The sequence below is a fragment of the Streptococcus oralis genome (assembly GCF_001075675.1).
GTDB classification, from domain to species: Bacteria; Bacillota; Bacilli; order Lactobacillales; family Streptococcaceae; genus Streptococcus; species Streptococcus oralis_V.
This window is the reverse complement of record NZ_JUNW01000034.1, coordinates 108,334-128,799: the sequence shown is the minus strand read 5'-3', so window position 1 is coordinate 128,799 and position 20,466 is coordinate 108,334. Positions and strand designations below refer to the sequence as shown.

Here is a 20,466-nt window from a genome sequence, read left to right as displayed (position 1 = left end):
CACTTCGAACTTACCAACATTTGGTACTTCTTTCACAGTTGTACCATTGTCAAATAGTGGGGTTGAATCAGCTGGGAATGGAACTGAATCATGGCCTGGTGTGAAGGTCACTTTACCTTCTTGGACCTGACCTTGTAGACCTTCTGTCTTATCACCTGAACCTGTTGGTGTTACTCTTTCAACAACTGGGGTGTAGGTCGTTACAGCCGACTCTCCATTTTTATCCACCACTCCAACTTGAACTGGAGTTGCCGGACCATAGAAGGTTTTCAGTGGAGTAAAGACAATTGTTTTATTTACAAGATCTAAATCGTACGTCCCTTGGTTGGCAATGGTTAGCGAAGTTACCTTTTGTCCATTCTCATCATAAAGAAAGACACTGCTTCGGACTAGTTCAACGGATTTCTTTGCTCCATTGATGGTTGTTGTACCTTTTGTAAAGTGAACCTCGCTCTCGCTTGCTCTATCGTCATCAAAGTGAATCGTTGCTGCCTGCTTCTGCCCTTGAATGCCTTTAGATTTCGCTGCACTTGCTGAAGGGACAACTGGAAGCGGAACATAATACACCACCCGATACCAGGTAAATTCCTTTTCCAACTCTTCATCTCTAGGATCATCCGCGTTCATTAAATATTCATAGAGAGCTCCTTCTCCCGACATTGTGTTTGCATCAATATCCTCTCTTGGATAATAGCCAGGAATTTCAGGAGAAATCACTTGAGACCAAGTTTGGTCTGCAGACCAGGCTGAGTATGTCACACCAGCTGTCGCATCATTTGGTTGCCGTTTCGCCAAAACCTGGTCAATTCTCTTCGTGCGAGTAAACGAATGAGTCTCAACATGTTTTGGAGGAAGGAGTGATAAATCAGAATGGTTTGTTTTTTTGAGATATTCAAAATCAACCTCGCGAGTTCCACGAACAGTTTCGGTTAGTTCTGTAATCTTGTGTCTAAACTGAAACTTGAATTGTTTTGGACTAGCCGAATCACCAAAGGTATGATCTGTAAAATCGTTACTGATCAGTTCATATCCTGCATCTTCCAATTCCTTAATTCGACGAGCAGGATCATAAGAAATTGGTCCGTTTGGTTTTCCTACAACTGTGTCTACCTGTCCTAGTTGTACTTCCTTAGACGGATCGTTTATATCCACAAAGGTAAAACTTGCAGATGACAGTTTGGTAGACATTTGGATTGAAACATTATTGGACTCAGTGTACTTGGAACTGTCATTTGCCAGTGCCGAAGAAAGATAAGCCGTAGCACCTGGGGCAGTATCTTGCCCGATAACTGCTCCATCAATAGGAAACTGAATCCTACTTCCAGCAGCAACCGGAGCAGTCGAATGCCAACGAACTGCACGAATCTCTGACCAATCCGACACTTGATCTGCTGTGAGCCATTGTGAAGCACTAATTTCTGCAGCAGTGCCTGCAGTACGACTATATTGAACTTCCCAGCCTGAAGGTGGTGTTAAAGCTTTTGTCAAACTCACTGTAAATCCAGAACCACGATTTCTGGATTCTAGCTGTTTATCACCTTTCATCGGCAGGGATGACAAAACATAGACATCTGAAACAGGCTGTTTCGCTGCGTTTTTATAGGTCACTCTGAAATCAATCTCATCGCCAGGATAGTGCTCTTGGGTATTGTAGGCAAAGTGTTGGTTTGTAGCTCTCTTCACTTCAGAGTAGACACCACTCGCTTCAGAAGCCTGTACGATCACATCGAAGTCATAAGAAACTGAATTTTTCGAGGTAACTGTAATGCCATCAAGCTCCCCTAAGTCGTAGCCATTCTGAGCTTGAACGTCAGGAAGTTCCTCGTCCCAAAAAGCAATCGCTTTATAGGTGTAGGTCCCATTTGGAATCGTCTTGTTTTCTAACTTCAAAAGTGTTGCAGGCATAGGGGAGTCTGGAGTCCCCTTTACTTGGGCATAGTAGAGAGTTTTCCCAGTATCTTTGTAATTATAATAAACCTTAAAATTAGGACTCCCACTAAAGTTTAATTGTGGATCAGCCAAATAAGCCAGATGGTAAACTCCCGTCAAGTTTGCTAAGTTCTGGGTAGGGGTGTCTTTACCCGCAGTCCTTGTGATAAAATCTTCTTTAAAACCAGAAGCATCTGTGTGTCGATTGAAGACATCTGTCCGACGGCGTCCAATCATCGAAATTTGCTGGATAACGCGCGTCAATTCGGCTGAAGCCGTTTGAGAGAAGGAAACAGTGTTTCCAGTATTGTTAAAAGTGGAATCCGTTCTAGAATCCAACTTACTAATCGTCGAGTCTTTATAGAAACTTTCCCAATTATTAAAACGTGTTTTTGTCTGGAAAAAAAATGCCGAAGTATCATTGGTTGAGGACTTCCTCATCTTGATATTTTTAAACTTGTACTCCAGTTCCTTCACATCTTGCTCTTCCGTCAATCGTAGACTACGAGTGTTACTATTAAAAGTCCCTAACAACTCACCTGTAGCTTTATTGTATACTTCTACAGATGCATCCGGCGAAGAGAAAAATTCATTCCAATAACGCTCCTCAATCGCATTGACTTCCCGATAAGACTCTCGTGGGTCCTGTATTTTATGAGTGACAGTATAGTCATTGATAAGATAATCTTTTTCAACCTCAGCGACCGAAGAGAGCCGAACATAAGAACGGTATTCTGTTTCACCATAAGAACGAATTATCTCCGAATCTGACTGATTATAGTGTCTAAACTCAAAGAGAGAAGATTCTGGCTGATCAGTTTTTTGAACAAAGAGAGTATAGGGGAGAACAGCCGTATTTTGATAACTAGTCCCATCTGCTTTTGTATAGATCCCCGTCACAGTTAGGTTTTGTGCTTTTCTATTGATATCTGCTACTTTGGCATTCTTTAACTTGAAAGAAATTGGAATGAGCTTATTTTTATTGTTATTAATATCTTGAAGCGGATTGTTAGCTCTGTTAATCGTCAGATGGTAACCCGTCGCATCGGCAGTCCATCCTAGAGCTTTAGCTTCATCTGTCAATTCATAACCTTCTTTTAACTCTATATTATAGGTATAAGAAGTGACAGGATCAATGATATGCCCTCCGACATCACTAATCCCCATACCATTGATCATACGACCATCAAAGACACCATTTCCATAGTTGAAGTAATCATTTCTTGCCGTATTATTCTTAGGATCTTTCGCACCGTTAAATAGATAGTAGGACACGACCGATGAATCATCGTCGACAATACCATCGTTATTTCGATCGTAGCCAATGACCTGATTGCCAGACATTGGAGTCAGGCCACCCACCCCGTTTTCTAAGACTTTCCATGTGTGTTCAATGCTTCCAAGTTCTTTGAGGACATTGCCATTTTTGTCATAGAGCTTAGCAGTTGCGGTCACCTTATGGTCTGGCCCAATGGCTTGGACAGCACCTCCCCAGTTCTGAGTCAAAGGATCTATCTGAAAAGTATAGACGAAGTTATAGTTTGCTCCACCTCTCAGATTTGCAGGTTCTATCTTTAAATCAAGGTCCCCATTCGTTTTTTCTTGGCTGAACTTTACACCACCAACTGGAGAAGGGGTCAATTTAATAGCCTTCCCATTTTGGAAATGAATTTTGATATACCCACCAGAATAATCTGCTTCGTGTCCAGTAATACTAAAAGTCAAGGACTCACGAACACTATCTACAGCATGGATATCTTTGATTGGCGAATGAGTTTTAAATTCTGCATTGACTTCATCTAGCGATCTCTTGCGCCTAGAAGAAGTTTTCCCGCTAGAGCCACTTTCTTCCTTGCTTTTCTGCTCAGTTTGAGTTGATTCTAGAGATTGCTTTTTCTCCTCATCTAAAGAAGGCTGACTCGCTTCCTTCGTATTGTCAACTTGAGAAACTGGTTGGCTCTGAGAGACTGGTGCAGATACTTCTGTTTTGGACGGTTCAGCTTTATCCTCCAGCTCCTTAACCGCTTCGTTCTGTGTTACCACTTTTTGAGGCTCAGAAATGACTTCCTGTCCATTCTCAGCACTTTTTTCCTTCTGTTGAATTTCCGCCTGCGTTTGTTGTTCCTTATTGTTGACTTGAGCTTCATCCGCTTGCACTGGTGAAGTAGCCATCACCATAAAGGTTCCTAGCAATACCGAACAGGTCCCAACACTTAACTTTCTAATCGAAAAGCGGGAAAAAGATTGATTAAAAAATTTTTTCTTCATCATTTCTCCTTTATATTCATACTTAATCTAATATAACAGCTTTATCATTATAACTTATAGTAAATAGAATTTCCAATAGAATGTTCATTTCTACATAAATTTCTTTATAACTCCTTTTACATAGAAAAAGGAAGCTGAAAAACCAGCTTCCTTCTGTTGTTTTCGGCTCTATAATATTTGTAGTGGGTAAATCCCCTATGAATATTATGGAGCCTATTTTGTTGTAGAAAAAAGTCCCATAAGATCTATAATGAAAAGCAACCAAACCATCATTAGAAAGAATCATATGGAACAATTACATTTTATCACAAAACTACTCGATATTAAAGATCCTAACATCAAGATTGTAGATATCATCAATATGGATATACACAAGGAAATCATCGCTAAACTGGACTACGATGTGCCAGATTTCCCTGATTACGGAAGCCAAGTGAAGAAATATGATTTTCAAAAACCGTCCAAAATTCCTTACCTTGAAACGACTGGTATGCCTACTAGAATTCTTCTGAAAAAACGTCGATTCAAGTGCTATCAATGCTCAAAAATGGCGGTCGCTGAGATTTCTCTACATCTTAGCTTTTCTTCAACCCACTACAGTTGACAAAGAACATTTTTTTGGAGATAAGGGACTATTGTCCCAGCCTCTTTCGTTTATTCTTCTCTAAATCCTTGTAACTTTAAACCAGCAATCAGAGTATTTGGTTTCTTAAAGTCTTCTACACTATCCTTAAGTGATTCAAAGAAATAAGTCTTTTTAATTCTATCCATATCTGCTTTCTCAAGGTCAAGATTAATAACTATTCTCATCTTTTTATTATCGGTGATAAAATATTCAACTTTAACACCTGGCTCGTCCTTGATTTCAATATACTCTGGAGAGCTTTCCACAGCTTCGCGAAAGACTTCTTGAAATTCTTCCGGAGTAATTTCTGCAGGAATTTCCTCTCCAAATTCTCCCAACATATCCATCTTGAATTGTTTTACAACATCCGTGTAAACAAAAGTCATGGTGACATCAAATTCTTCCATCTTCCCTTTGAGAACTTTGGTCGTTTCCTTGATTTCTTCTTTCACCTGACTTGACTTTGTGGATGAATCAACCGAACTCGCTGTGCCACTTGACTCTGTTGTTGCAATGTTGGTTTGACCACAGCCAGAAAGAGCAAGTAATGAGGTGAAAATCAATCCTAAAACTTTTTTCATAAATCTCCTATTCCACACTGAAAAGATATGGATATACAGGTTGTTGACCTTGGTGAATCTCTACTTCAACATCTTCGAATTCTTCTGCGATTTCTTGGGCAATTTCATTGGCAAGTTCTTCGCTTCCGTCTTCTCCGACATAGAAAGTCACGATTTCACTGTCTTCGTCCAACATATGCTTCAATGTTTCTGTCAAGGTTTGGTGCATGTCAGGATTTGACACGAGGATTTTCCCATCTACCATACCAAGATTGTCATTTTCATGAATTGCTAATCCATCAATCGTTGTATCGCGAACGGCTGTTGTTACACTACCGCTTACGACATCACCAAGGGCTGCAGTCATGCGTTCTTGGTTTTCTTCGATTGATTTGCTTGGGTCAAAGGCAAGAAGACTGGTCAATCCTTGAGGAATTGTACGTGCTTCTACCACGACAGCAGGTTGTTCAAGCACTTCAGCCGCAGACTGAGCTGCCATAAAGATATTTTTATTGTTTGGCAAGAAGATAATGTTGCGAGCATTGACCTGTTCAACAGCCTTGATAAAGTCTTCTGTTGAAGGGTTCATCGTCTGACCACCTTCGATGACATAATCCACACCTTGGGCACGGAAGATATCTGCTAAACCTTGACCAGCTACTACTGCGATAAGGGCATACTCTTTTGTTTCAGCAGGCTTGCTTCCTTGAGTTGCTTCTTTTTCAACTTGCGCTTCGTGTTGGTTACGCATGTTGTCCACTTTTACCTTGATCAAGCTACCATATTTGAGACCTTCTTGCATGACAAGACCTGGATCTTCTGTATGGACGTGAACTTTGACGATCTCATCATCGTTGACAACAAGTAGAGAGTCGCCTAAGTCATTCAAGTAGTTACGGAATTCATCGTAGTCAAAGTCCTTAGAATAAGTTGGACCTTGTTTGAGGGCTACCATGATCTCCGTACAGTAACCGAAGGTAATATCCTCAGTTGCCACATGCCCTGCTACAGACTTATGGTGCTCTGCATTGATCATTTCACTCATGTTGGCAGGAGTCGCTACAAAGTCTTCAGAAGCACTGTATTCACCAGTAAGAGCTGAAAGGAATCCTTCATAAATGAAGACCAAACCTTGACCACCTGAGTCTACCACACCAACTTCCTTAAGGACTGGGAGCATTTCTGGTGTCTTAGCCAAAGCTGCTTTCGCGCCTTCCAAGGCTGCACGCATGACCTCAACAGCATCATCTGTCTCCTCGGCTTTTTTCTTAGCCCCAATAGCCGCTCCACGAGAAACAGTCAAAATGGTTCCTTCAACTGGTTTCATAACCGCTTTATAAGCTACTTCGACACCCGATTGGAAGGCAAGAGCCAAGTCTTGACCTGTTAATTCATCTTTTTCCTTGATAGCCTGAGAGAAGCCACGGAAGAGCTGAGAAGTGATAACTCCTGAATTCCCACGCGCACCCATCAAGAGCCCTTTAGCAAGAATGCTCGCTACTTCTCCAACTGTAGAAGCAGGCTTGTCTGCTACTTCTTTCGCACCATTTTCAATGGTCATTCCCATGTTTGTCCCAGTATCTCCATCTGGAACTGGAAAGACGTTCAATGAATTGACATATTCTGCTTGCTTATTCAAACGAGTTGATGCAGCCTGCACCATCTCTTGGAATAAACTGGTAGTAATTTTTGACACGATTATTCTCCTACAACTTTGATATTTTGAATGTAGACATTCACAGTCTGAGCAGTAATTCCTAGTTGATTTTCTAAACTAAAACGAACACGCTCTTGAATGTTTTTTGACACTTCGCTTATCTTTACTCCGTAGCTCAATACGGTATAAACATCAACTGCAATGCTACCATCTTCGGCTGCTTTTATAACAACACCCTTAGAATAATTTTCCTTACCAAGAAGGGCTTGGAAATTGTCTTTGAGGGCATTTTTACTAGCCATACCGACCACACCAAAAATCTCAGTTGCGGCACCACCTACTACGGTTGCAATCACTTCATCTGTCAGTTCGATTTGACCATCTTTTGTATTAATTTTTACAGTCATTTTTTTTACCTCAACTAGTTGATACTCTATTTTATCATATTTCAGCCCAAGTGTAAAAGCAGAATGCTGTATCGGCGGATATTTACTCTATTTTTCAAATGGTTTTATCCTTAGAGCAAAAGAAAAAGACCAGTTAGGTCTTTTCATTTTTATTAAACGCGTTCAACTTTACCTGATTTCAAAGCACGAGCTGAAGCCCAAACTTTTTTAGGTTTACCATCGATAAGAACAGTAACTTTTTGAAGGTTTGGTTTTACGGCACGTTTTGTTTGGTTCATCGCGTGTGAACGGTTGTTTCCTGATACAGTCTTACGACCTGTAAAGTAACATACTTTAGCCATTGTGTTTTCCTCCTATTAGATCTAATATAGCGGATGTGCTAGCACCACATACCGTACTATGTTATCACACTTTCTTGAATTTATCAAGGGCCTAAACTATTTTTTTATTTAACGTAAACAACTCCAAGTTTACCAAAAGCGACTTCCCCACGGATAATCAAGGTTTTGTTTGTTTGCGCTACAGGAGCATCTGCCTTAGCTGCACCAAAGGAGGTTTCTACTTTCAAATCGACACGCCAGTGTTGTGGAACATAGACAGTTGCATTCCCGAAGGCCACTTCAATATTTAAAGTTGCAAAATCACCCAGCATCTCTGCATTATCATAGTAGATTTTAGCATCCCCAAAAGCGACTTCCACTTGGTCATCTACGAGATCTTGATCTTGCTTATAGAAGGTCCCACTACCAAAAGCGACTTCCTTATCCGTGACGACTGTTTTTTTCCCATTGTACCACCATTTTTTTTCATTCCAAAACTTACTTGAATGCGTCAGATAACCAACACCTAGCACTGCTAAGATACTAGCCCAAAACAAAGACTGGTTTGGAATAGGAAAAATGTTATAAAAATGATTCGCAATCATTAAGGCTACTAGAGCGGTAAAAACTGCTGATGTTAGATGACGACGAAGCAAAGCTTCAACTGATTGGTAAGCAAAAAAGGCGATACCAATTAAAGGCCATATCTTGCCATCCAAAGAAGGAATTCCAAAATTCCCTTGCAGCAAGATCCAAGCTGCTAAAACCAATAAAACAATACCAAATGCTTTCTTTTTCATGTTTTTTACCTCATGTTTCTTAGATTTTCTTTTAGGAGGGATTGGTAATGCCGTGAGACATGAACCTCCTTGTGCGTTTGATAAAAGGAAATGGTCCCCGTTCCTGAAAAGGACTTGTCCACTGAGTAAATCTGACGGATGTTTGCGATAGTTGACTTGGAAACTCGACTAAAATAGCGAGGCAAGATAGACTCCAACTCATAAAGTTTGAGACGAACTTCATAGGCTTCCTTCTGGTTATGAGCGTAGATCTTGCTTCCTTCTGTTTCAAAGAAGAGAATTTCTGACAGGTCTAGATAATATTCACCTGTCCCCTTGTAAAAAGTCAACCTCGGAGCCTTTGACTCTTGCAAGAGTCGTTGCAAGTCTGCAATTTCATCTGTCAAAGTGGGGGTCTTGATGACAATTTCAGTCTCCTCTAAATTGTCGTCAATCTCAATTCGTAACTTCATCACATCTCCTTTCTGACTCTACTATATCAAAGCTAAGTTAGGAATACAAGGGCAAAAAAGCAAGTGGTCAATTTGAAGCCGTAAGTGGTTGTAGGACTAGCTTAACTTACATGTCAGAATAGGAAGAAAAGGAATCCCCACACCAGACCACAAGCATAGCCAACCAAGACATCCTTGGGATAATGAACACCCCCTAAAACCCTCACCAAGCCCAGCAAAGCTGAAAAGAGTAAGCATGCTAAGCCAACAGGTAGACTAGCATGCAGACAGGCCATGGAGATGATAGTTGCCGAAAAAACATGGCGACTGGGCATCGACTGTCCCGAGCTATCTTTTTCAAGCAGGGGACAGATATCCCAAGTTTCATAAGGTCGCGGGTGGTTTATTTTCTTACGAAAAAGGGACAAGATCACAAAACCTGTAGCGGGGACAAGCAAATAGACCACAACTTGCTTCCCAAGTCCTAGCTGCAGGTAAGTGGTGACTAGTAAGGTCAGATAGACCAAGGGCATGGCGACTGTCATCAAGCGATTAAAACTGCGTAACAGAAATAGAAGAGTGGGATGGCTAGTGAGTCTGGAGCTGATATTTTGATACCATTCTTGATAATTTTTCATTAAATTTCTCATTCATTACCTTGTTTTTGTCTACTGGTGAGACGTTTGTCTTCTAGTATAGTGCAGAAAAAGAAGGCCGTCAAGCCTTCTTTTGATTTATTCTTCTGCTTCGTCTTCTGTAAATTGACTATTGTACAAGTCAGCGTAGAAGCCACCTTGCGCCATCAACTCCTCATGGTTGCCTTGTTCAATGATATTGCCATCTTTCATGACAAGAATCAAATCGGCATTACGAATAGTTGACAAGCGGTGGGCGATGACAAAGGAAGTTCGACCCTCCATCAAACGGTCCATGGCTTTTTGAATCAACTCCTCTGTACGTGTGTCGACTGAAGATGTCGCTTCATCCAAAATCAAGAGTGGTGCATCCTTAAGAAGTGCACGAGCAATGGTCAAAAGTTGTTTTTGTCCAACAGACAAGGTTACGGTGTCATCCAAAACCGTATCGTAGCCATCTGGCAAAGTCATGATAAAGTGGTGGATTCCCACAGCCTTGCTGGCTTCCATCATTCGTTCATCACTGATGTCTGTCTGATTATAGATCAGGTTCTCTCGAATGGTTCCTTCAAAGAGCCAAGTGTCCTGCAAGACCATTGAAAAGGCATCGTGCACTTCAGAGCGCTTCATGTCCTTGGTATCCACACCATCGATGCGGATACTTCCTTTATCAATCTCATAAAACTTCATCAAAAGATTGACAATAGTTGTCTTACCAGCCCCAGTCGGTCCAACAATCGCGACCTTTTGACCTGCATGAGCTGTCGCAGAAAAGTCATGAATGATGGTGCGCTCTGGTGTATAGCCAAAGGACACATGATCAAAGACTACTTCCCCTTTCATGTTGCTCAATTGTCTTTCCTTATGAGATTCATCTTGCATCTCTGCTTCAGCTAGAAATTCTAATACACGAGTCATAGCTGCACTCGCTTGTTGCAAGCTCGTAATCCCTTGGGCAATCTGTGACAGAGGTTGAGAGAAGGTCCGTACGTAAACCATAAAGGCTACGATAATCCCTATCGTGATATGCCCTTCTAACGCCAGCGCGGCACCAACGATGATGACTAAGACATAACTAAAGTTTCCAACAAAGAACATGGCTGGCATCATGATACCAGAAATAAATTGAGATTTCCAGATACTATCATGCAAGTCTTGGTTTAAACCTGCAAATCTCGCTTTGGAGGTGTCCACTGCGTTGTAGCTGGTCACTACATTATGTCCAGAGTACATCTCTTCCACATAACCATTGACGGCTGCTAGATTATTTTGTTGGGCTTTAAAATAACCCTGTGACTTGGCCATGATTACGGAAACCGCCGCAAAACCAACAAGGGTTGATACAACGGTTACCAATGCCAAAATCCAGTTCATCCCAAACATGGTCACCAAGACAGCAATCAACAAGAAACTAGCTGAAAGAACTGTTCCTAGACTTTGGTTGAGAGATTGCGCTGCTGTATCCACATCATTGGTCACGCGCGAAAGGGTATCTCCTTGTGAATGACGGTCAAAATAGCCAAGTGGCAAACGATTGATTTTTTCAGCGATTGCTGTCCGCAAGCGTTTTGAAAAATGCTGAATGCTCGTTGAAAAGATATAGGCCTGTGTATAGTTAAGGATGGCGCCAAATACATACAGAACAACCAAAAATCCAGCAATGTTTGATACAGCTACCAAGTCGATTTCTGCAGCCAAACCATCTGAAATCAAGTTAGTAATTTCTTTAATCTTAGTTGGACCATAAACGGTAATGATACTTGAAATGACTGCAGCCACAACTGCTATTAGGAGAGGGAGTTGGAGGCCTGCCATATAAGGTTTGCACTGTTTCCAGACCGAAACTTTTTTATTTTCCATGTTCCAATTCCTCCTTCGATAGTTGTGAGTAGGCAATTTCTTGGTAGACTTCGTTGGTTGCAAGAAGTTCCTTGTGGGTGCCTTGTCCCACGACTTTACCTTGATCCAAAACTAAGATCAGGTCAGCATCCATAATGGTAGAAATCCGCTGCGCTACGATGAGCTTGGTCATGGATTTTGTTTTCTCAGCTAGCTCTTGGCGAAGGACACGATCTGTCTTGTAGTCCAAGGCTGAGAAAGAGTCATCAAAGATGAGAATCTCTGGTTTACGAGCCAAGGCACGCGCAATGGCCAAACGCTGTCTTTGACCTCCTGAGAAGTTGGTTCCACCTTGGGCTACTTTTGATTCAAGACCTGCTTCCTTGTCCTCAATAAATGCTTTAGACTGGGCCAACTCAAGAGCTTGCCACATAGCAGCCTCGCTTAGAGGAGTTTCTTTGCTCTTGCCAAAGTCCAAGTTCCCCTTGACATCTCCTGAGAAGAGGACTGCTTTTTGTGGAATATAGCCGACCTTATTGCGCAAATCTTCCAAATTGTAATCTTGTACATTGACACCATCCACTAGGATTTGTCCATCTGAAACGTCGTAAAAACGTGGTAAGAGGTTGACAAGCGTAGACTTACCTGATCCAGTCGATCCGATGAAAGCCACGGTTTGACCCGCTTCTGCTTTGAAAGTGACATGTTCCACGACTGCTTCAGAGTTTTTAGAGTAGCGGAAAGTCACATCACGGAATTCCACTTTCCCTTGAACTGAAGGATCCGCTGTCTGTGCATGACTAGGATTTTCAATAGAAGAATGCAAATCCAATACTTGATTGATACGTCCTGCCGAAACCAGGGTACGAGGAAGAACGATAAAGAGTGCTCCCATGAGAAGGAAGCCCATCACGACCTGCATAGCATAGGACATGAAGACCACCATATCACTAAAGAGTGGCAGACGTTCTGCCAAACTTGCATCGTTGATGATATAGGCACCAATCCAGTAAATGGCTAAACTTAGCCCACTGGAAATCGCCATCATGATCGGGTTCATAATCGCCATCAATCGATTGACAAAGAGATTAAGACGTGTTACCTCATCGTTGGCTGCTTCAAATTTCTTATCTTGGTAATCTTCCGCATTGTATGCACGAACAACTCGAATCCCCGTCAAACTTTCACGAGTGATACTATTGAGTTTATCTGTCAATTTTTGGATGACCGATTGTTTTGGAAAAGCCAGAGTCATGAGAACAGTTGTCATTAGAACATTGACGATAACAGCTACCACTACTGCCCAGAGCCAGTATTCGGACTTACCAAGGATTTTTCCAATGGCCCAGATAGCCATAATTGGCCCACGAGTAACCACTTGCAAGCCCATGGTAAAGAGCATCTGTACCTGGGTAATATCATTGGTCGTCCGAGTCAAGAGACTTGGGATTGAAAAGCGCTTGATTTCTGTCTGTGAAAAATCCAAAACCTGATGAAATACATCAGTGCGTAGATGAGTTGTATAGGAGGCTGCAACACGAGCGGCAAAGAAACCAACCATAACAGATGAAAAGAAAGCCAATAAAGACAAACCAATCATCTTCGCAGCTGGTGACCAGAGTTCTCCCAACTGCGTTCCAGACGTTCCCAGTAATTCTGTAATTTGCGAAATATAAGTCGGCACCTCTAACTCGAGATAGACCGAGAAACAAGTGAACAGAATCGTAAGGACGATCATTCCCCACTCTTTTCCTGTAATACGTTTAGCGAGTTTCTTCATTCTCTCCTCCTATTTTTTCTACATTTGCTTGCAATTGCCCGAGTACCTTTTCAAAGATTGCTAAGTCTGACTTTGAAACCCCCTCTAGCAGACTCTGATCGATCCGATCAAAAAATTCCTTAACTTTTTGCATCTGCGAATGCGATTTCTCCGTCAGGCGAACAAATTTTGCCCGCTTATCGCTCGGGCTCGCCTCTAGCTCAACCAAACCATTTTGCACCATGCGCTTGACTAAATTACTCGCCACAGATTTTGTAATATTGAGTTCTTGCTCGATATCCTTAATCAAGACCAGTTCCTCTTTTTGTTCACAATGATCTAAAAAACGCAGAACCTGCCCTTGCGGTCCACCCATAAATTCAATGCCACATCGCTTGGCTTCTTTCTGTACCATCAGATGAACCTGGTGTCCAAAACGTTTGAACATTAACATCGGCTTGTCCATGATTGCTCCTTTCTTACGATAAATATAGTTCTCACAAGAACTATTTAAGTTTCCATGAGAACTATTTTATCATTTTCAGAAAAGATGTCAAGAAAAAAGTTTCTATGAGAACTATCTTGGTTTAAATTGACATTAGGCAATATTTTTTCTATAATAAGCACTAACTACTGTGGATAGAAATCCATTCACTCGATGAAGGGAGAAAGCTTTCAAATGAAACCAGAAGAACAAAGAGTTTTAGGAATCTTAGCAACCATTTTTGGAGCCATCGCACTTTTAGGATCTTGGATCCCATTTATTAACTATCTATCATTTTTCATCGCCATTGTCGCATTTATCTTGGGGATTATCGGCCTTATCGTCAACCTCAAAAAACGGAAAACAATGGCCATTATCGGAATAGCTCTGTCAATTGCTTCTATTGTACTTTTCTTTACGACCCAGGTACTGTACGCTAATGTCTACAAAGAGTTTGTCAGGGAGTTTAACCGTTCCTACAGCGAGGCGAGTGCCTCAATGGAACGCGAAGAAGAAAGCGACTTGACAGATGATAGCGCCTATTCCATCCCAGAGGAGGAAGAAAACGATAACTTCACCTGGACCCAAAAAGAGTTTGACGCCTTAATCGAAGGTGACCTTGACAACAAAGGAAAAGGTGGTACCAACTACAAGGATATTATCAAAAAACACGGACTACCAGACTCCGAATTTGACTCCACTATCGGAGGGTACGATACGAGAAAAATCACCTATATCTCCATTGGAGACAAGATCAAGACCGTTACCTTAACTTTTGCAAAACAGGACAATGGACAGCTCTTGCTCGTCCAAAAACATGCAGTCGGTCTAGGTCTAGAAAAAAGCAAGCAACAAAACGATTCTGAAACCAGAGTCTGAGCTCAAATATCAAAAAAAGCGAACAGCCTCAATAGCTGTTCGTTTTTCAATTAGAAACCATCTACGTTCGTATAAATCTTTTGTACATCCTCGTCGTCTTCAAGGACGCTGTAAAGTTTTTCAAAGGTTTCAAGGTCTTCGCCTGACAATTCCACTTCAGACTGAGGAATCATTTCCAATTCAGTCACTTGGAATTCTTCGATGCCAGACTCACGAAGGGCAACGATAGCCTTGTGGAGGTCTGTTGGAGCTGTGTAAACCGTGATTGTTCCTTCTTCTGCTTCTACATCGTCCACATCCACATCTGCTTCTAGCAATTGCTCAAAGACTGCATCAGCGTCCTCACCTGCAAATACGATCACACCCTTGTTGTCAAAGAGGTAAGAAACTGAACCTGATGCACCCATGTTTCCGCCGTTTTTACCAAAAGCTGCACGGACATTAGCTGCGGTACGGTTGACGTTTGAAGTCAAGGTATCCACAATCAACATAGAACCATTTGGTCCAAAACCTTCGTAACGTCCTTCTGTAAAGGTTTCGTCTGTGTTTCCTTTTGCTTTATCAATCGCTTTATCGATAACGTGTTTTGGCACTTGGGCTTGTTTCGCACGGTCGATAACGAATTTCAAAGCAGTGTTTGATTCTGGGTCTGGATCACCTTTTTTAGCTGCTACATAGATTTCTACACCAAATTTTGCATATACTTTAGAGTTAGCTCCATCTTTAGCCGTTTTCTTGGCTACGATATTGGCCCATTTACGTCCCATTAGGAATCTCCTTTTTTCACATTTTAATCTTTCTTATTATAACACAAGTTTTTTCGATTTTCACTAGAGGAAATGGATTTTATTCAGCAAATCCAGCTAGGATTGTCCTTTGGCTGCCAAGATTGCCTTGCCTTCTTTTATCAGGGGATGGCGGAAAAGTGAAAAGTACAGTTGGGTGGTCATGGCAACCCAGATAAGGGGTTCACAAAGGATAACTCCCCTATAGCCTGCCCAAGGGATAATCAAAACTACAAAAACAATTTTCCCGATTAGTTCTATAAAGCTGGAAACTAGAGGAAGGACTTTCTGCCCCAATCCCTGCAAGCAATTCCGATAAATCAGCAAAAGGCTCAAAATCGGATAAAAGACTGAACTGATTTGCAGGTAAAGACTACCATTTTCTACCAAGTATCCATCCGTCGAACTGGCCAAGAAGGAAACCAAGCTAGGACTGGCAAAAAAGAGGAAAATACAAATAAAACCTGCCCAGAACATGCTCAAACGACTCCCAACACCAAGGCCTTGAACTATGCGGTCTGGTCGCTTGGCCCCGAGATTTTGAGAGGCAAAGGTCGTCATAGCAGAAGAAATAGCCGTCATCGGAAGCAGAGCAAAAGCCATAATGCGTCTAGCTGCTGTTTGAGCACTAATAATCACAGCTCCAAAAGTATTGACAGAAGACTGTAAAATCACACTACCTATGGACACAATGGAACTCATCAAACCCATAGCCAAACCTTGCTCCAAGAGATCCGCATACAAGGCCTTGTTCCATTTAAAATGCTTGAGTTGAGGAAGCAGTTCTGGAACACTCTTACGGATATAGTAAAAACAGAGAACCGCTGACAATCCTTGCGAAATGATGGTAGCAAGCCCCGCAGATTGAACTCCCAGATGCAATTGCGTAATAAAATACAAATCTAGCACCACATTAACCAAGGCAGAAAAAATCAGAAAGCCAAGAGCTGCTAGACTATCACCAATAGACCGCAACAAGCCTGCAAAGAGATTATAGGCGAAGCTGACACCGACACAGGTCACTATCATAGAAATATATTGATAGGACTGAGGAAGGATTTCTGCAGGAGTATCTAAATATTGCAAGAGTGGATACAGACCGACAAAACCCATCAGCATGACCACAATGCTCAAAAGAGCACCTAAAATCCAAGTTGCTGCTACTGCTTCCTTGATTTTGGTGAAATTACGAGCCCCATAATAGCGGGCAATGACGATCCCCATGCCATTGCCAACACCAAGCGTAAAGCCTATAATCAAGTCAAAAATGGCCGTTGTTGCCCCTACTGCAGCCAAGGAATCTTGACCAAGAAAACGCCCAACAATCAAGACGTCAGCAGTGTTATAGAGCTGTTGAAAAATATTGGACAGCAAGATTGGAAAGGCAAAGCTTAACAGCGCAGGAAGAATAGGACCATGTATCAAGTCCACGGATCGTTTCTTATTCATAAAGCTATTATATCAGCTTTCTAAAGGAGCGACAAGACTCTGTCACTAAGTTTGCAATCAATTGCTTACAGAGATACAATTTGCTATAATCAAGAAAAGGAGGTCATTTATGAGTTTGACCAGTCAATTAATTACCGATGTATTTCCCGATCTGGATAAGGTTGAAAAGCTAAACAAGGAAGCATTCCCCGAGGAAGAACGAGTTCCTCTGTCAGAGTTTTTACGCTATCAGGACCGAGAAGACGCCCACTTTTTTGCTTTTTATAACCAAGAAGAGTTTGTCGGCTTTGCTTTTGCCATCTCCAATCCAAAGGCCTTCTATATCAGTTTTTTTGCCATCATGCCCCACTTGAGAAGCCACGGATATGGAAAAGAAATCATCGAAAAGCTGACCGATTTTTACCAGCGAACCATGTTACTCGAAGTCGAGCGATTGGATGAAGAATGCGATAACTTGGAGCAGAGAAAGGCCCGCATGGACTTCTATCGCCAAAATGGCTTTAAATCAGCCAACGCTTTTCTAGAGTACGATGGTTTGAGTTTTGAAATTCTTTACCGTGGCGACCATTTTGACGAAGAGGCCTATCGCGACATCTTCCAAAAGTTACAGAATGAACATTATTTTGACTTTCATATAGAGTATCGTCGTTTTAGTGACCATTAAACAAGACCTATCCATCTGGTGAAGAACCTCTCTTTTTCGATAGAAGCTACATATAAAAATGCATGTAATTTACGATTACATGCATTTTTTATTTTCAACTGATTAGAATAAACTTTTATTCTCTCTATGGCTTAAGCTTCTGCATTGCCTTCTGGAAGAAGGAAGTAGAGAACAGCATAAGCTAAGATTCCAGAACCACCAAGTAGAGTGAAGATGATCCAAAGTGCACGAACAAGTGTGTGGTCCATGTTAAAGTAGTCACCGATACCTGCACAAACACCAGCAATCTTTTTGTCTTGTACGTTACGAACAAGGCGTTTTTCCATTATAGTAGTCTCCTTTTTATAGAATGATTTAATTTTATCATCAAATTAAAAAAAATTGCAACAGTTTTTTTAATTTTTTTGATTAAATACTCTTTTATTACGCTTTTGAAGCTTATGGAGACTTAATAATTAAACATAAAAAGCAGAGAAAGACTTCTCCGCTTTTATTTTTAATCTTCAATTTCGATTTCAAGTCCGTCGCCTAGGTCAAGCGTTACTTCTTGGTTAGGTGCTAGATCTTCTGCAACAGAGATAGGAGCTGTCCCTTCTTCATCCTCAATCAAGCCATATTGAACACGGACTTGGTGGTCAATGGCATCAAAGATTTCTGGGTGATCCGCCAAGTATTTCTTAGCATTTTCAGATCCTTGTCCGATTTTTTCACCCTTGTAAGAGTACCATGCTCCCGCTTTTTGGATGATATCGAGATCACTTGCGATCTTCAAGAGCTCACCAGTTTTAGAAATCCCTTCTCCGTACATTATTTCAACAAAGGCTTCCTTAAATGGTGGAGCCACCTTGTTTTTCACGACCTTGATCTTGGTTTCCTTACCGACATTGGTATCTTTTTGGTCACCAGTTCCCTTGATTTGCGTACTTCCACGAACATCCAAACGGACTGAAGCGTAGAATTTCAAAGCACGCCCACCAGGTGTTGTTTCTGGATTTCCAAACATAACCCCAACTTTTTCACGCAACTGGTTGATAAAGATGGCAATTGTTTTGGTTTTATTGATAGAAGCACCAAGTTTACGCATGGCCTGGCTCATCATACGAGCTTGCAAACCAACGTGGCTGTCTCCAATATCTCCATCAATTTCTGCACGAGGTACAAGGGCCGCAACTGAGTCAATAACAACAAGGTCAACTGCACCTGAGTCAATCAATTTTCCAGCAATTTCAAGACCTTGCTCTCCTGAGTCTGGTTGTGACAAGAGCAATTCATCAATGTTCACACCAAGGGCTGCAGCATAGGCTGGGTCAAGAGCATGTTCCGCATCGATAAAGGCTGCAATACCACCTTCTTTCTGTGCTTGCGCAACAGCGTGAAGGGCAACCGTTGTCTTACCAGATGATTCTGGTCCATAGATTTCGATGATACGTCCTTTAGGATAACCACCTGAACCAAGAGCAATGTCCAGAGCCAATGAGCCTGAGCTCATCACTTGAACTTTTTGCTCCGCGCGCTCACCCAAGCGCATGATTGAGCCTTTACCAAAGTCTTTCTCAATCAATTTAAGAGCATCGTTCAATGCTTTTTCACGGTCAGCTCCAAATTTTTTCCCAATTTCATCTAATTTTTTTGTTGGTTTTTTCGCCATTTTGTTCTCCTATATTCTACTGGTCCTTAGACCTATCTTTTATTATACCAAAATTTAGTCACTTAATAAAGCCTTGCGAACTAGGTTAAAGGCATGCATGACCGCAATATGTCGAACATCTGCTCGACTCCGTCCTGCAATATTGGCCTTGATCACCTCTGTCCCTTTTGCATGTGCCAATCCAATAAAAACTGTACCAGCTGGATGCCCCTCTAGGCTATCTGGCCCTGCCACACCCGTCAAACTAACTCCATAATCAGACTGAGTCTTGATCCGTGCCTGCTCTGCCATTTTTCGAGCCGTAAACCCAGAAACAACCCCGTGTTCTTTTAGCTCTTGCTCGGAAATATCCAACATCTTGGACTTTTCTTCTAGGCTGTAAGTGACAAAACCGCCATTAAAGATTGCTGAGACGCCCGAAAAGTCTGCTAATGTCGCTTGAAAGAGACCTGCCGTCAAGCTTTCTGCCGCAGTAATGCTTTTCTGTCTCTTCTTTAGCTCTTCTACAACGACACTTGCGAGACTGGTTTCTTCCCCATATCCATAACAGATGTCTCGTAGAGAAATTCCCTCGAAAGTTTGGCGACTCAAGATTTGATTTTCTAAGATATCCAGTGCTTGATCAGCCCTTTCTTGACTAACTGCTTTTGTAGACAAACGCAAGGTCACTTCTCCCGTCTTGGCATACGGCGCCAAGGTCGGATCGGTTTGATGGTCAATCAAATCCGCCAAAATGGTCACCAACTGACTCTCCCCAATTCCAAAGAAACGGAGCACTCGTGAGTATAACTTGGTACCAGTCATTAACTTGGGTAAGAGTTGATTTAAGACCATGGGTTTCAATTCACTAGGTGGTCCTGGGAGGACCACGTAGGTCACGCCATCCACTTCTGACACCCCTCCTACTGCTAAACCTGTCTCATTTGGCAGTGGAGTCGCCCCTTCTACAATTTGGGCTTGGCGCTCATTATTCGGTGTCCGAGCATAGTCAGGTCTATGAGCAAAGAAAATATCCAGTTTCTCTTGCGCTTGAGGGTCAAACACTAGATCTTTTCCCAAAAATTTTGCCAGGGTTTGTTTGGTCAAATCATCCTCGGTTGGTCCCAAGCCCCCTGTCAAAATCACAAGATTACTACGTTGACTCGCAATCTCAAGCAAGGACAAAAGACGAGCTTCATTATCTCCAACAGCTGTTTGGAAGTAGACATCTACCCCGATTTCGGCTAGTTTCTCTGATAAAAACTGAGCATTGGTATTGACAATCTGCCCTGTTAAAATTTCTGTTCCAACAGCAATAATTTCTGCTTTCATGTTTCCTCCTACTTAT

At 41.8% G+C, this 20,466-nt stretch carries 18 protein-coding genes and 1 pseudogene; 3 read left to right on the top strand and 16 right to left on the bottom strand.

Annotated elements, in window-relative coordinates; all coding sequences use genetic code 11:
- On the bottom strand, positions 1-4,200 hold a 4,200-nt coding region (locus ADM50_RS05385), incomplete at its 3' end, for a YSIRK-type signal peptide-containing protein (RefSeq protein ID WP_049484767.1).
- 283 nt (positions 4,201-4,483) lie between these two features.
- Here ADM50_RS05385 and ADM50_RS05375 point away from each other — a divergent pair.
- Positions 4,484-4,768: pseudogene (locus tag ADM50_RS05375) on the top strand (transposase family protein); the annotation flags it as partial.
- Between the two features lie 83 nt (positions 4,769-4,851).
- Here ADM50_RS05375 and ADM50_RS05370 read toward each other — a convergent pair.
- The 10 genes from ADM50_RS05370 to ADM50_RS05325 form a co-directional block, all read right to left on the bottom strand.
- Complete coding sequence (locus tag ADM50_RS05370) at positions 4,852-5,403, bottom strand: SP0191 family lipoprotein (RefSeq protein WP_049484762.1); 552 nt, start codon at positions 5,401-5,403, stop codon at positions 4,852-4,854.
- Positions 5,404-5,410: 7 nt separating this feature from the next.
- Complete coding sequence (locus ADM50_RS05365) at positions 5,411-7,078, bottom strand: DAK2 domain-containing protein (protein WP_049484761.1); 1,668 nt, start codon at positions 7,076-7,078, stop codon at positions 5,411-5,413.
- Positions 7,079-7,080: 2 nt separating this feature from the next.
- A complete protein-coding gene (locus ADM50_RS05360) occupies positions 7,081-7,446 on the bottom strand; it encodes an Asp23/Gls24 family envelope stress response protein (protein ID WP_000216434.1) in 366 nt (121 codons plus the stop codon).
- Positions 7,447-7,598: 152 nt separating this feature from the next.
- Positions 7,599-7,787, bottom strand: coding sequence for a 50S ribosomal protein L28 (rpmB, locus tag ADM50_RS05355; RefSeq protein ID WP_001140948.1), 189 nt, complete (start codon positions 7,785-7,787; stop codon positions 7,599-7,601).
- Between the two features lie 104 nt (positions 7,788-7,891).
- Positions 7,892-8,566 carry a LiaF transmembrane domain-containing protein gene (locus ADM50_RS05350; RefSeq protein ID WP_049484760.1) on the bottom strand — a complete coding sequence of 225 codons (675 nt, stop codon included), beginning with the start codon at positions 8,564-8,566 and terminating at the stop codon, positions 7,892-7,894.
- A gap of 5 nt (positions 8,567-8,571) precedes the next feature.
- Entirely contained in the window at positions 8,572-9,018 is a 447-nt protein-coding gene (locus tag ADM50_RS05345) for a LytTR family DNA-binding domain-containing protein (RefSeq protein WP_000776577.1), read from the bottom strand.
- A gap of 113 nt (positions 9,019-9,131) precedes the next feature.
- On the bottom strand, positions 9,132-9,635 hold the full coding sequence (locus tag ADM50_RS05340) for a phosphatase PAP2 family protein (RefSeq protein ID WP_049484759.1): 504 nt from the start codon (positions 9,633-9,635) through the stop codon (positions 9,132-9,134).
- A gap of 96 nt (positions 9,636-9,731) precedes the next feature.
- The gene (locus tag ADM50_RS05335) at positions 9,732-11,492 is read right to left on the bottom strand and encodes an ABC transporter ATP-binding protein (protein ID WP_049484758.1); all 1,761 of its coding nucleotides are present in this window, start codon (positions 11,490-11,492) and stop codon (positions 9,732-9,734) included.
- Positions 11,482-13,251 carry an ABC transporter ATP-binding protein gene (locus ADM50_RS05330; protein ID WP_049484757.1) on the bottom strand — a complete coding sequence of 590 codons (1,770 nt, stop codon included), beginning with the start codon at positions 13,249-13,251 and terminating at the stop codon, positions 11,482-11,484. The genes ADM50_RS05335 and ADM50_RS05330 overlap by 11 nt, the downstream gene beginning before the upstream one ends.
- The gene (locus tag ADM50_RS05325; RefSeq protein ID WP_042769107.1) at positions 13,235-13,696 is read right to left on the bottom strand and encodes a MarR family winged helix-turn-helix transcriptional regulator; all 462 of its coding nucleotides are present in this window, start codon (positions 13,694-13,696) and stop codon (positions 13,235-13,237) included. The genes ADM50_RS05330 and ADM50_RS05325 overlap by 17 nt, the downstream gene beginning before the upstream one ends.
- Positions 13,697-13,888: 192 nt before the next feature.
- Between ADM50_RS05325 and ADM50_RS05320 the strand changes: the two genes are divergently transcribed.
- Entirely contained in the window at positions 13,889-14,593 is a 705-nt protein-coding gene (locus ADM50_RS05320; protein ID WP_049484756.1) for a CD20-like domain-containing protein, read from the top strand.
- Positions 14,594-14,643: 50 nt separating this feature from the next.
- Here ADM50_RS05320 and ADM50_RS05315 read toward each other — a convergent pair whose 3' ends face one another.
- Together ADM50_RS05315 and ADM50_RS05310 are read right to left on the bottom strand one after the other, a co-directional pair.
- Positions 14,644-15,360 carry a YebC/PmpR family DNA-binding transcriptional regulator gene (locus ADM50_RS05315; RefSeq protein ID WP_000532894.1) on the bottom strand — a complete coding sequence of 239 codons (717 nt, stop codon included), beginning with the start codon at positions 15,358-15,360 and terminating at the stop codon, positions 14,644-14,646.
- A 96-nt stretch (positions 15,361-15,456) separates the two neighbouring features.
- Positions 15,457-16,827 carry an MATE family efflux transporter gene (locus ADM50_RS05310; protein WP_042902932.1) on the bottom strand — a complete coding sequence of 457 codons (1,371 nt, stop codon included), beginning with the start codon at positions 16,825-16,827 and terminating at the stop codon, positions 15,457-15,459.
- 109 nt (positions 16,828-16,936) lie between these two features.
- On the opposite strand from ADM50_RS05310, the gene ADM50_RS05305 reads away from it, so the two are divergent.
- Positions 16,937-17,491: a GNAT family N-acetyltransferase gene (locus tag ADM50_RS05305; protein ID WP_049484755.1), complete on the top strand. Its 555-nt coding sequence runs from the start codon at positions 16,937-16,939 to the stop codon at positions 17,489-17,491.
- A 131-nt stretch (positions 17,492-17,622) separates the two neighbouring features.
- On the opposite strand, the gene ADM50_RS05300 is transcribed toward ADM50_RS05305, so the two are convergent.
- The 3 genes from ADM50_RS05300 to ADM50_RS05290 form a co-directional block, all read right to left on the bottom strand.
- Positions 17,623-17,817, bottom strand: a complete 195-nt coding sequence (locus tag ADM50_RS05300) for a PspC domain-containing protein (RefSeq protein ID WP_000415528.1) — start codon at positions 17,815-17,817, stop codon at positions 17,623-17,625.
- 170 nt (positions 17,818-17,987) lie between these two features.
- Positions 17,988-19,139, bottom strand: coding sequence for a recombinase RecA (gene recA, locus ADM50_RS05295; protein ID WP_042902934.1), 1,152 nt, complete (start codon positions 19,137-19,139; stop codon positions 17,988-17,990).
- Between the two features lie 54 nt (positions 19,140-19,193).
- Positions 19,194-20,450 (bottom strand): competence/damage-inducible protein A, encoded by a 1,257-nt coding sequence (locus ADM50_RS05290; RefSeq protein ID WP_042902935.1) that lies wholly within the window; start codon positions 20,448-20,450, stop codon positions 19,194-19,196.
- Positions 20,451-20,466 lie beyond the last annotated feature (16 nt).

Excerpts from the sequence above, each read along its gene's own strand:
- ADM50_RS05325 (WP_042769107.1), bottom strand. The coding sequence starts at position 13,696 with ATGGACAAGCCGATGTTAATGTTCAAACGTTTTGGACACCAGGTTCAT.
- ADM50_RS05350 (WP_049484760.1), bottom strand. The coding sequence starts at position 8,566 with ATGAAAAAGAAAGCATTTGGTATTGTTTTATTGGTTTTAGCAGCTTGG.
- recA (WP_042902934.1), bottom strand. The coding sequence starts at position 19,139 with ATGGCGAAAAAACCAACAAAAAAATTAGATGAAATTGGGAAAAAATTT.
- ADM50_RS05315 (WP_000532894.1), bottom strand. The coding sequence starts at position 15,360 with ATGGGACGTAAATGGGCCAATATCGTAGCCAAGAAAACGGCTAAAGAT.
- ADM50_RS05305 (WP_049484755.1), top strand. The coding sequence starts at position 16,937 with ATGAGTTTGACCAGTCAATTAATTACCGATGTATTTCCCGATCTGGAT.
- ADM50_RS05290 (WP_042902935.1), bottom strand. The coding sequence starts at position 20,450 with ATGAAAGCAGAAATTATTGCTGTTGGAACAGAAATTTTAACAGGGCAG.
- ADM50_RS05300 (WP_000415528.1), bottom strand. The coding sequence starts at position 17,817 with ATGGAAAAACGCCTTGTTCGTAACGTACAAGACAAAAAGATTGCTGGT.
- ADM50_RS05320 (WP_049484756.1), top strand. The coding sequence starts at position 13,889 with ATGAAGGGAGAAAGCTTTCAAATGAAACCAGAAGAACAAAGAGTTTTA.
- ADM50_RS05335 (WP_049484758.1), bottom strand. The coding sequence starts at position 11,492 with ATGGAAAATAAAAAAGTTTCGGTCTGGAAACAGTGCAAACCTTATATG.
- ADM50_RS05370 (WP_049484762.1), bottom strand. The coding sequence starts at position 5,403 with ATGAAAAAAGTTTTAGGATTGATTTTCACCTCATTACTTGCTCTTTCT.
- ADM50_RS05340 (WP_049484759.1), bottom strand. The coding sequence starts at position 9,635 with ATGAAAAATTATCAAGAATGGTATCAAAATATCAGCTCCAGACTCACT.
- ADM50_RS05330 (WP_049484757.1), bottom strand. The coding sequence starts at position 13,251 with ATGAAGAAACTCGCTAAACGTATTACAGGAAAAGAGTGGGGAATGATC.
- ADM50_RS05310 (WP_042902932.1), bottom strand. The coding sequence starts at position 16,827 with ATGAATAAGAAACGATCCGTGGACTTGATACATGGTCCTATTCTTCCT.
- ADM50_RS05360 (WP_000216434.1), bottom strand. The coding sequence starts at position 7,446 with ATGACTGTAAAAATTAATACAAAAGATGGTCAAATCGAACTGACAGAT.
- rpmB (WP_001140948.1), bottom strand. The coding sequence starts at position 7,787 with ATGGCTAAAGTATGTTACTTTACAGGTCGTAAGACTGTATCAGGAAAC.
- ADM50_RS05345 (WP_000776577.1), bottom strand. The coding sequence starts at position 9,018 with ATGAAGTTACGAATTGAGATTGACGACAATTTAGAGGAGACTGAAATT.